This window comes from Stenotrophomonas sp. TWI819, from assembly GCF_039673075.1.
Taxonomy (GTDB): domain Bacteria; phylum Pseudomonadota; class Gammaproteobacteria; order Xanthomonadales; family Xanthomonadaceae; genus Stenotrophomonas; species Stenotrophomonas rhizophila_B.
In genome coordinates this window covers 1-10,399 of sequence record NZ_JBDJKY010000024.1, presented here as the reverse complement: position 1 = coordinate 10,399, position 10,399 = coordinate 1, and the positions used below count along the sequence as shown (strand labels likewise).

The 10,399-nt window shown below is 65.8% G+C and carries 8 protein-coding genes; all 8 read right to left on the bottom strand.

The annotated features are described in order from the left end of the window. Positions 1-456 precede the first annotated feature (456 nt). The gene (gene bamA / locus ABE463_RS18500) at positions 457-2,880 is read right to left on the bottom strand and encodes an outer membrane protein assembly factor BamA (RefSeq protein WP_346469138.1); all 2,424 of its coding nucleotides are present in this window, start codon (positions 2,878-2,880) and stop codon (positions 457-459) included. Between the two features lie 73 nt (positions 2,881-2,953). Continuing rightward, on the bottom strand, positions 2,954-4,312 hold the full coding sequence (gene rseP, locus ABE463_RS18495; RefSeq protein ID WP_346469137.1) for an RIP metalloprotease RseP: 1,359 nt from the start codon (positions 4,310-4,312) through the stop codon (positions 2,954-2,956). Between the two features lie 34 nt (positions 4,313-4,346). Continuing rightward, positions 4,347-5,537, bottom strand: coding sequence for a 1-deoxy-D-xylulose-5-phosphate reductoisomerase (locus tag ABE463_RS18490; RefSeq protein ID WP_346469136.1), 1,191 nt, complete (start codon positions 5,535-5,537; stop codon positions 4,347-4,349). Positions 5,538-5,539: 2 nt separating this feature from the next. Beyond that, on the bottom strand, positions 5,540-6,364 hold the full coding sequence (locus ABE463_RS18485) for a phosphatidate cytidylyltransferase (protein ID WP_123728763.1): 825 nt from the start codon (positions 6,362-6,364) through the stop codon (positions 5,540-5,542). Next, a complete protein-coding gene (gene uppS / locus ABE463_RS18480) occupies positions 6,361-7,131 on the bottom strand; it encodes a polyprenyl diphosphate synthase (protein WP_346469135.1) in 771 nt (256 codons plus the stop codon). The genes ABE463_RS18485 and uppS overlap by 4 nt, the downstream gene beginning before the upstream one ends. A gap of 5 nt (positions 7,132-7,136) precedes the next feature. Next, a complete protein-coding gene (gene frr / locus ABE463_RS18475) occupies positions 7,137-7,694 on the bottom strand; it encodes a ribosome recycling factor (protein WP_123728764.1) in 558 nt (185 codons plus the stop codon). A gap of 98 nt (positions 7,695-7,792) precedes the next feature. Beyond that, positions 7,793-8,521 (bottom strand): UMP kinase, encoded by a 729-nt coding sequence (gene pyrH, locus ABE463_RS18470; RefSeq protein ID WP_123728765.1) that lies wholly within the window; start codon positions 8,519-8,521, stop codon positions 7,793-7,795. A 134-nt stretch (positions 8,522-8,655) separates the two neighbouring features. Continuing rightward, positions 8,656-10,155, bottom strand: coding sequence for a GGDEF domain-containing protein (locus ABE463_RS18465; RefSeq protein WP_346469134.1), 1,500 nt, complete (start codon positions 10,153-10,155; stop codon positions 8,656-8,658). Positions 10,156-10,399 lie beyond the last annotated feature (244 nt).

The following is a 10,399-nucleotide window of genomic DNA, read 5'->3' as shown; positions in this document are numbered from 1 at the left end:
GGCCAGGACGCGCCGTAAACCCATCCTTGGGGGCTCGTGGGCCGCATCCATGCGGCCCAACGGTCCTGGCCAGGGCTGCCCGCCACGACCCCCGACGGTTCAGCGCGAGCGCGGCAGGGTAGTGCCGGCCGCTGGCCGGCTCTCGTTGATCCCGAACGGTCGGCGCCTACCCGAAGCGGCATCGAACGGTCGGCACCTACCCAAAGCGGCATCGAACGATAAGTCCCAACACAAAGCGGCATCGACCAATGATTGGTTCGAACCCAAATCGGAACGGACGCATGATCGCTCCCGGTCCCAAAACGAAAACGCCGGGCAGAGCCCGGCGAATGCGTACCGCGTCTGGTGGAGAGGCCCCCTTCTGTTAAGGGGGCCGCGCCGACGGCGCGGGGGATAGGAGGAATCGTTGGGCCCCAAGGTTTGCTGTGCAAACCTTGGGCAATTCACCTTAGGCGGTCAGAACTGACCGCCAAAGGTGAATTGCAGACGCTCGACTTCGTCGCCATCTTCCTTCTTGAGCGGGAAGGCGTAGCTGATCGAGATCGGGCCGACCGGGGCGCGCCACAGCAGGGCCACACCGGTGGACACGCGCAGTTCGTTGGCCTTGAAGTTGCTCACGCCGGTGTACACGTTGCCGAAGTCCACGAAGGCCGAGATACGGGCCGACGGGCTGTCGAACAGGCGCGGGAAGTAGGCTTCGACCGAACCGACGGTCTTGAGCGAGCCACCCAGCGGCTGGCCGCGGTTGTAGCTCAGGGTCGGTTCCGAACGCGGGCCCAGGGTGTTGTCTTCAAAACCACGCACCGAGTTGGTACCACCGGCGTAGAAGTTCTCGTAGAACGGCAGGCCCGTGGCGGTGACGGTCTTGATGTAATCCGACGAGGCCGGGTTGCAGTCGATGGTCTGGGTCGGATTCGGATTGGCGGTCGAGGGCGCGGTGTAGCAGAGGTCGCGCGTCACGTCCTTGCCGTAGCTGTCACCGTAGCCGATTTCGGCGCGGGTGTTGATGACCAGCTGCGGGATGATCGGCCAGTACTTGGAGAACTGGTAGTTCAGCTTGTAGTACTCGACGGTCGAGCCCGGCAGGGTGGTTTCCAGACCGACGCGCTGATAGGTACCGCGGGTCGGCATGAAGTAGTCGTTACGGGTATCGCGCGCCCAGCCCAGCTCGCTGCGCCAGGAGTGGAACGTGCGCTGGCCGACGGCGTTGATGTAATCGATGATCGCCTGCGGGGTCGAGCCCTGGTAAGTGGTGATCTGGTTGCTGTCGATGCCCACCATCAGCGAGACCGTGTCGTTCTCGGTGATCGGCACGCCGAAGACCACCTGCGCGGCACCGTTGGTGCTGTTGTACTGCGCGGTGTTGAAGTCGGAGTAATCCAGTTCGCGCCAGGACAGGTTGTAGCCCAGCGAGACGCCGTCATCGGTGAAGTACGGGTTGGTGTAGCTGAAGCCGTAACGCTGCAGGTAGCTGCTGCGCGAGGCTTCGACCGACACGCGGTTGCCGCCGCCCAGGAAGTTGTTCTGCGACAGCTGCACCGAGGTGGTCATGCCGTAGGACTGCGAATAGCCCAGGCCGAACACGAAGCTGCCCGAGGTGGTTTCCTTGACGTTGTAGACCACGTCGACCAGATCGTTGCTGCCGGTGACCGGCGGCGTTTCCACGTCGACCGATTCGAAGTAGCCCAGGCGCTGCAGACGGATCTTGGAACGGTCGATCGCGGCCTGCGAGTACCAGCTGTTTTCGAACTGGCGCATTTCACGACGCAGCACTTCGTCGGAGGTGCGGGTGTTGCCCTTGAAGGTGATGCGGCGCACCGACACGCGCGGGCCGGGAACGACCTGCATGTTGATGGCCACCGTGCGGTCGGCACGGTTGCTGGTCGGAATCGGGTTCACCTTGGCGAAGGCGTAACCGATGTTGGACAGCGAATTGGTGATCTGGTCCGAGCTGAATTCCAGCAGCGCACGTGAGAACGTATCGCCGGACTTCTGGATCACCATGCGCTCGACATCTTCCTGCGGGAGGATGGTGTCGCCGGTGACCTTGATCTCGGAGATCTTGTACTGCTCACCCTCGGTCACGCCGGCGGTGATGAACATGTCGCGCTTGTCGGGGCTGATCGAGACCTGGGTGGAATCGATGCTGAAATCCACGTAGCCGCGGTCCAGGTACCAGGAATTCAGCTTTTCCAGATCGCCGGACAGCTTTTCCTTGGAGTACTGGTCATCGCGGCGGTACCACGAGGCCCAGTTGTGCTCCTTCGATTCCCAGGTTTCCAGGATGTCTTCGGAGGCGAACTTCTCGGTGCCGACCAGGTTGACGTGCTGGATCTTGGCGGCCTTGCCTTCCTTGATCGCAATGGCGATGTCCACGCGGTTGCGGTCCAGCGGGCTCACCGTCGGGGTGATGTCCACGTTGTACTTGCCACGGTCGTTGTACTGGCGGCGCAGTTCCTGGGTCACGCGGTCCAGGCTCAGGCGATCGAAGGTGCCGCCCTCGGTCAGGCCGATGTCGCTCAGGCCCTTGAGGAGCTGATCGCTCTTGATGTCCTTGTTGCCGGTGACGGTCAACTTGTTAATCGCCGGGCGTTCCTTGACCGTGACCACGAGGATGTCGCCCTGGCGGTCGAGCTGGACGTCTTCGAAGAAGCCGGTCTTGTACAGCGCACGGATGGTTTCACCGACCTTGTTGTCGGTGATGGTGTCGCCACGTTCCACCGGCAGGTAGGTGAACACGGTACCGGAGGTGATGCGCTGCAGACCATCCACACGGATGTCGCTGACGGTGAAGGGCTCGGCTGCCTGCGCCAGGGCGGGCGCGCCGAAACCGGCAACGAGTGCGAGGGCCAGCAGGCGGCGATTGGGGAGTCGCGTCATGTCACGTCCGGTTGGAGTCGATTTCAACATTGCGGGATGCCGGCGCATAAGACGACGACAAAAGGATAAAAGTTCATCGCGGGACCAGACCAAGGATGTCGTTGTAGAACGCCAATCCCATCAGTCCGGCCAGCAGGGCCAAGCCGACATACTGTCCGGCGGCCATGGCACGCTCGCTCAGCGGGCTGCCCTTGACCAACTCGATAAGGTAATACAGCAGGTGCCCGCCGTCCAAGATGGGGATGGGCAACAGGTTGATGATGCACAGGCTCAGGGACAGCAAAGCCAGGAAATACAGGAACCAGTCCAGGCCGCGCTTGGCCGAGACATTGGCGACCCGGGCGATCGTGACCGGCCCGGAAATGTTCTGCAGCGAGGCATTGCCGGTGACAATGCGTCGCATCATGCCCAGCGAATCGCCGGCCATGCGGGCGGTTTCACGCAGGGCGACCGGGACGGCCGCAAACGGCCCGAACTTGAGTTCGGCGTCATACGCCGGGGCATGGGTCTCAGGGAAGCCGATGCCGATCTGCCAGGTGGCCTGGCCGTGGCCATCCACGCCCTGGCGGGGGGTGATTTCCAGCGCCAGCCGTTCGCCGCCGCGCAGGACGTCGATCATCCCGGGGCCGCCACGCTGGCCCAATGCGGCGACCTGGGCCGGTACCTGGTCGGCGCCTTCGATGCGCTGGCCGTCCACGGCCACGATCAGGTCACCCGGCACCAGGACGCCTTGGGCGGCGCCATCGGGAAGCACTTTGTCCACCAGGGCCGGCTGCAGCCAGAACTGCCAGCTCAGGCCGGCCAGCTGCGGCACGCGGCGTTCATCGAAGCCGGCGGGCAGCTGCGACAGCGGCACGGTCCGGGTGCGGGGTTGATCCAGGCCATCCAACACCTCGACCTTCGCATCCTGGCGGTCCATGGCCGCCGTGGTCAGCGCCATGCTGGCCTCACCGGCGGTGGCCACGCTGCGGCCGTCGACCTTCACCACGCGGTCGCCGGCCTGCAGCCCGGACGTCTGGGCCATGCCGGTGGTGCGTCCGATGGTGGCCGAATAATCCTGTTTGCCGATCACGAACATCGCCCACAGCAGGGCGATGCACAGGATCAGGTTGGCGGCCGGACCGGCGGCGACCACGGCGATACGCTGCCAGACGGTCTTGTGGTTGAAGGCCTGGCCGCGCTCGGCCGGGTGCACCTCCACCTCGCGCTCGTCCAGCATCTTCACGTAGCCGCCGAGCGGGATGGCGGCGATCGCGAATTCGGTGCCGGCGCGGTTGCGACGCGACCACAGCGGCTTGCCGAACCCGACAGAGAAGCGCAGCACCTTGACCCCGCAACGGCGGGCGACCCAGTAATGACCGAATTCGTGGAAGGTCACCAGCACGCCAAGGCTGACGATCATCCACCAGACGGATCCGATGAAATCATCCATGGTGATCAGCGCTGTTAAGGGACGTGTCGGGCATTCAGGCGTGGTCGATAGCGGCTTGGGTGATCTGGCGGGCGCGCTGATCGGCGGTCAGCAGGCCCTCCAGTGTATCGGCGGACTCGGTCGACAGTGTTGACAGAGCGTTAGCGACCAGCGCGGGAATGGCAAGGAAAGCTGCCCGCCCCTGAAGAAACGCTGAAACAGCGACTTCATTGGCCGCATTGAGGATTGCCGGGGCCGTGCCGCCGGCCGCCATGGCCTGCCAGGCGAGCTTCAGGCACGGGAAAGCCTCGGTATCCGGCGCTTCGAAATCCAGCCGACCCTGGGTGAGCAGGTCCAGCCCGCCGACCCCCGATTCGATCCGCTGCGGCCAGCCCAGGCCGACGGCCAGCGTGGTGCGCATGTCCGGCAGGCCCATCTGGGCCAGGGTCGAGCCGTCGACGAACTCAACCAGCGAATGCACGAGGCTCTGCGGGTGGACGAGCACGTCGATGCGCTCGCCGGGCACGTTGAACAGATGGTGGGCCTCGATCACTTCCAGGCCTTTGTTCATCAACGTCGCCGAATCGACCGAGATCTTCGGGCCCATGGACCACTTCGGGTGGGCAACGGCCTGGGCCGGGGTGACCTGGGCGAGCTGCGCGCGGCTGCGGCCACGGAAGGGACCGCCCGAGGCGGTCAGGATGATCCGGCGTACACCGGCCCCGTCCAGACTGGCATCGCGCGAGCGCAGGCACTGGAAGATCGCGCTGTGCTCGCTGTCGATCGGGATGATCTCGGCACCGGCGGCAGCGGCCTGGCGCATCAGCAGTTCGCCGGCGAGCACCAGCGATTCCTTGTTGGCCAGCAGGATGCGCTTGCCGGCGGCAGCGGCGGCCAGGGTCGAGGACAGCCCGGCGGCGCCGACGATGGCCGCGACGAGCGTGTCGCACGCGTCGCTGGCGGCCAGCTGATCCAGCGCCGCGGCGCCGGCGTGGGCCTGGGTGGCCAGGCCGGCGCCACGCAGGCCGTCGCGCAGAGCAGCGTACAACGACGCGTCGGCGATCACCGCATGGGCCGGGCGGTGCGTGGCGCACAGCGCGACCAGCTCGTCCACCTGCCGGCCAGCTGCCAGCACGGTGACCTGGTAGCGGTCCGGATGACGCGCGATCACATCCAGCGCGGATGCGCCGATGGAACCGGTGGCGCCGAACACGGCGACCTGGCGGGGGGCGGAAGCGCTGGACATGGTTAGAACCCGAAGATTTCCTTGCCGAGTGCGAACACCGGCAGGGCGGCGAGCACGCCGTCGATACGATCGAGCACGCCGCCATGGCCCGGAATGATATGGCCCGAATCCTTGGCACCGGCGTGGCGCTTGATCAGGCTCTCGTACAGATCGCCCAGCACCGAGGCGAACACGGTGACCACGGCGGTGATGACCAGGCCGACCAGGTGACCGCTGTCGATGCCGGCCAGCCAGCCGAAGCCCAGCGCCACGATCAGGCCGGCGACCATGCCGCCACCCAGGCCTTCCCAGGTCTTGTTGGGGCTGATGCGCGGGGCCAGCTTGGTGCGGCCGAAGGTGCGGCCGGCAAAGTAGGCGCCCGAATCGGCGGCCCAGACCACGGCCAGCGCGGTCAGCAGCCACAGGTGGCCGTTGTCACCGCTGGCATGGATGAGCACCAGCGAGGCCCAGGCCGGAACGATCGCCAGCGTGCCGGCCAGCAGCTTGAGCGCACGCGCCGGGCTGCTCGGGCTGGCACCGAAGTTGAAGAAGCGCAGCCACAGCAGCGCCAGCAGCCACCACCCGATGCCGACCAGTGCGGCGATCTGGTACAGCACCAGCGAGCCTGCATCGGCCCACACGATCAGCACCATCAGCACCAGGTTCAGCACCAGCAGGACGGTGCGGGCGAGGGTGTCTTCGACGTCGGCCAGCTTCAGCCATTCCCACAGCCCGATCAGGAACACGGCGGCGGCGGCGGCGGCCAGCCACTGGGTCGGCAGCATGAGGATGGCGAGGATGGCGACCGGCGCCATGATCAGCGCGGCAATGACTCGGGTCTTGGTCATGGGGAAGAGGTCTCGGTGGCCAAGGCGGCGATCTGGGCGCTGGTCAGGCCGAAACGGCGTTCACGCGAAGCATAGGCATCGATCGCCTGCTGCAGGACGGTGGCATCGAACTCGGGCCACAGTACGTCGGTGAACCACAGTTCGGTGTAAGCCAGCTGCCACAGCAGGAAATTGCTGATGCGGGTATCGCCGCCGGTGCGGATGAACAGGTCCGGCGGCGGCAGGTCGGCCAGCGCTACCCGGCTGCTCAGCATTGCTTCGTCGATCTGCTCGGGGAGCAGGCGACCGGCCGCAACCTCGGCGGCGAGCTCGCGTGCGGCGCGGGCGATGTCCTGGCGGCCGCCGTAGCTGGCAGCGATGCTCAGGGTCATCGCACGGTTGCCGGCGGTGCGTTGTTCGGCCAGTTGCATGCGGCTGACCAGCCCGGCGCCGAAGCGCTCACGCTCGCCGATGAAACGTACGCGCACGCCACGGCGATGCAGCTCGTCCACTTCGCGGTCGAGCGCATTGAGGAACAGCTTCATCAGCGCGTCGACCTCATCGCTCGGCCGGCCCCAGTTTTCACTGGAGAAGGCGAACAGGGTCAGCGCGGCGATGCCGTGGTCGAGGCAGAAATCGATGGTGCGGTTGACCGCGCGCGCGCCGGCACGATGGCCGATCACGCGCGGGCGACGACGCTTCTGCGCCCAACGCCCGTTGCCATCCATGATGATGGCAACGTGGCGCGGGATGGGCGCGTCAGAACTGCTGGTCGGGGCCTGGGACATAGGGCTCAGACCGCCATCAGTTCCTTTTCTTTCTCGGCGACAACACTATCGACGTCCTTGATGGACTTGTCGGTCAGCTTCTGGATGTCGTCTTCGCCACGCTTCTTGTCGTCTTCGCTGATCGCCTTGTCCTTGATCAGGCTGGCGATCGCCTTGTTGGCGTCCTGGCGGATGTTGCGGATGGCGATCTTGGCGCCTTCGCCTTCCTTCTGCACCTGCTTGCCCAGCTCCTTGCGGCGCTCTTCGGTCGGCGGCGGCAGGTTCAGGCGGATGACGGTACCGGCCACGTTAGGGGTCAGACCGAGGTCGGAGGCGTAGATTGCCTTCTCGACGTCCTTGATCATGCCCTTGTCGAACAGCGTGATGACCAGCGAATGGCCTTCGGAAACGCTGATCGAGGCGACCTGGTTCAGGGGGGTGTCGGTCCCGTAGGCCTTGACGGTGATGCGGTCCAGCAGGGCCGGGGAAGCACGGCCGGTGCGGATGGAGGTGAGGGTGTGCTTCAGAGCATCGATGCTCTTTGCCATGCGCGTCTGCGCGTCCTGCTTGATTTCGTTGAGCATCGCCCGAATCCTGGATGTCACTGGGAATCGGGCGATTATAGGCGAAGAAGGGTCTTCGCCGGGCCGTTCAGGGCGCAGCCGTGGGCCTGCGCTCAGGCTCAGCTGTTGTCGCGGCCCTGCACCAGGGTGCCGATGTTGTCGCCATGCAGGATCTTGAGCAGTTCGCCCGGCTGGCCCATGTCGAACACGCGCAGCGGCAGATCGCTGTCTCGGGCCAGCGCGAAGGCGGCGGTGTCCATCACTTCCAGGCCGCGGCGGATGACTTCGTCATAGGTCAGGCTGTCGAAACGGACCGCATCGCTGTACTTGTTCGGATCCTTGTCGTACACGCCGTCGACCTTGGTGGCCTTCAGCAGCAGGTCCGCGCCGATCTCGATCGCACGCAGTGCGGCGCCGGAATCGGTGGTGAAGAACGGGCTGCCGACGCCGGCGGCGAAGATGACCAGACGGCCCTTTTCCAGATGACGGATCGCGCGGCGACGGATGTAATCCTCGCAGACATCGTTGATCTTGATCGCGCTCATGACGCGGGCCTTGGCGCCCAGCTTCTCCAGGGCATCCTGCATGGCCAGCGCGTTGATCACGGTGGCCAGCATGCCCATCTGGTCGCCGGTGACCCGGTCCATGCCGCCTGCGGCCAGGCCGGCACCGCGGAAGATGTTGCCACCGCCGATCACCAGGGCCACTTCGGCACCGGCGGCCTGCGCCTCCATCACCTCACGGGCGAGACGGTGGATGACCTTGGGGTCGATGCCGTAGTCCTCGTCTCCCATCAGCGCCTCCCCGGAAACTTTCAACAGGATGCGGCGATAGGCGAGCTTTGACATGGCGATCTCTGGATGCGTGGAAAACGCCCGGATTCTACTGGAAGCCGGGTGATCGGGCAGCATAAATTTGCTGCGCTGCGGCGAATGGCGGCCCGGACCGCGGGGTGGGCCGGGGGCGCCACCGGGGCCTGCGATCAGGCTGGCGCAGTGCCCGGAGAGCGCGCGATGACACGGTTGCGGCCCAGGTTCTTGGAGCGGTACAGCACGTCGTCAGCGGCCTTCAGCAGGTCCTGAACATCGGCGAAACGCTCGTAGCCGCCCTGGGTCGCCACACCGGCCGAGAAGGTCACGAACAGGGGGCCGCTGGGCACTTCGGCCATCGGGGTATTGACGATGTTGGCCAGTACCCGGCGCACCACTTCCAGCGCCACCGGTTCGGTGGTGTTGGGCAGCAGTGCGATGAATTCCTCGCCACCGAAGCGGGCCACCGTGTCGCTGTTGCGCAGCTGTTCCTGCAACTTGCTGGCGAACATGCGCAGGACCTGGTCGCCCATCAGATGGCCGTGCGCGTCGTTGATCTTCTTGAAGTCATCCAGATCGATGAAGGCGACCGACAGCGGCCAGCCATGCCGGGTGGCGCGCAGGAATTCCTGCTCGAGTACGGCTTCCAGCTGGCGGCGGTTGAGCACGCCGGTCAGGGCGTCGCGGTGCGCCTGTTCGGCCAGCCGGTTGGCGCGCGCCTCGAACTCATCGGCGCGCTGGCGGGCCAGGGCGGCGTCCTGCACCTCGCGCAGGTTGCGCAGGGTCGCCAGCTCCTGGACGTGATCGATCAGCTGCTGGACGCGCGAGGGCGAGAACAACGGGGTCTCGAACAGGGCGCTGATGTCCGGCAGGGACTCGCCGATCCGGGTCAGTACCTGGTCGAACTGGGCACTGTCCAGCCCGAGGGTGTCGTGCACCTGCTGCAGCGCGTGTTCGCGCGCGGCGTCGGCATCGGCGCTGAGCCAGATATCGGCCACGGCGCCGGACAGGGCGACGCAGGCCTGGAAGCTGTCTTCGCCATCAACCGGCGATTCACTGCGCGCGATGCTGTCCACCAGGTAGCGCGGCAGGCCCCACTCTTCGGTGATCCATGCGCCGACATCGGCATGCGTGCACTGCAGCTGTTCGCGCTCCAGCGCCACCAGGGCGTCGTTGTCGGCCGCCTGGCGCAGCAAGGGCAGATACGTGTCCGGTTGGGTCTGGGCGAGAGCGAGGATGCCGATGTCCTGCAGCAGGCCGGCCAGCATCAGCTCTTCGGCCTTGCGCAGGCCGCGGGCCTGGCCGAGCAGGCTGGCGGCCAGTGCGCTGAGAATGCTGCGACGCCATGCACGCTCGCGCAGGTCCTGGCCATCGCCGGCGGCGGTCAGTCCCTGGGTCACGGTAAAGCCCAGGGCGAGCGTCACGGTGGCGTTGAGGCCGAGCATGGTCAACGCCTGGCCGAGGTTCTCGATGCGTCGACGGCTGGCGTACAGCGGCGAATTGGCGATGCGCAGCATGCGGGCACTCAGCGCCATGTCGATGGCGATGATGTCGGCGGCGGTGGTGATGTCCGTTTCCGGGTCCTGCGCCAGTTCGATGATGCGCAGGGCAATACCGGGCGGGGAGGGCAGGTTGCGGCAGAGCGCCAGGGCGGCTGTCAGCTCGGGAGGCATGGCGGGGCTTTCAGTATGTTGAGGCAAGAATACCTGAGGCGCATCACAGTTTTGTCCCTGATTTCTTGCGTCGAAGCGGCAGATCGGTTTGGGAGTATTGCGCTGATCCGGCACACAAAGCAAAGCCAGCGGGCTGACCCGTCCTGCCATAGGTTGACACCTGTGGCGGATGTAGAGGCCGCCGTCAGGCGGCCAAGGACGCCCGATGCACTGCATCGGGCGTCTGCATTTTAAGGGACAGATG

Coding starts and splice junctions, on each gene's coding strand:
- pyrH (WP_123728765.1), bottom strand. CDS start 8,521: ATGTCAAAGCTCGCCTATCGCCGCATCCTGTTGAAAGTTTCCGGGGAG.
- frr (WP_123728764.1), bottom strand. CDS start 7,694: ATGCTCAACGAAATCAAGCAGGACGCGCAGACGCGCATGGCAAAGAGC.
- ABE463_RS18490 (WP_346469136.1), bottom strand. CDS start 5,537: ATGTCCAGCGCTTCCGCCCCCCGCCAGGTCGCCGTGTTCGGCGCCACC.
- uppS (WP_346469135.1), bottom strand. CDS start 7,131: ATGTCCCAGGCCCCGACCAGCAGTTCTGACGCGCCCATCCCGCGCCAC.
- bamA (WP_346469138.1), bottom strand. CDS start 2,880: ATGACGCGACTCCCCAATCGCCGCCTGCTGGCCCTCGCACTCGTTGCC.
- ABE463_RS18465 (WP_346469134.1), bottom strand. CDS start 10,155: ATGCCTCCCGAGCTGACAGCCGCCCTGGCGCTCTGCCGCAACCTGCCC.
- ABE463_RS18485 (WP_123728763.1), bottom strand. CDS start 6,364: ATGACCAAGACCCGAGTCATTGCCGCGCTGATCATGGCGCCGGTCGCC.
- rseP (WP_346469137.1), bottom strand. CDS start 4,312: ATGGATGATTTCATCGGATCCGTCTGGTGGATGATCGTCAGCCTTGGC.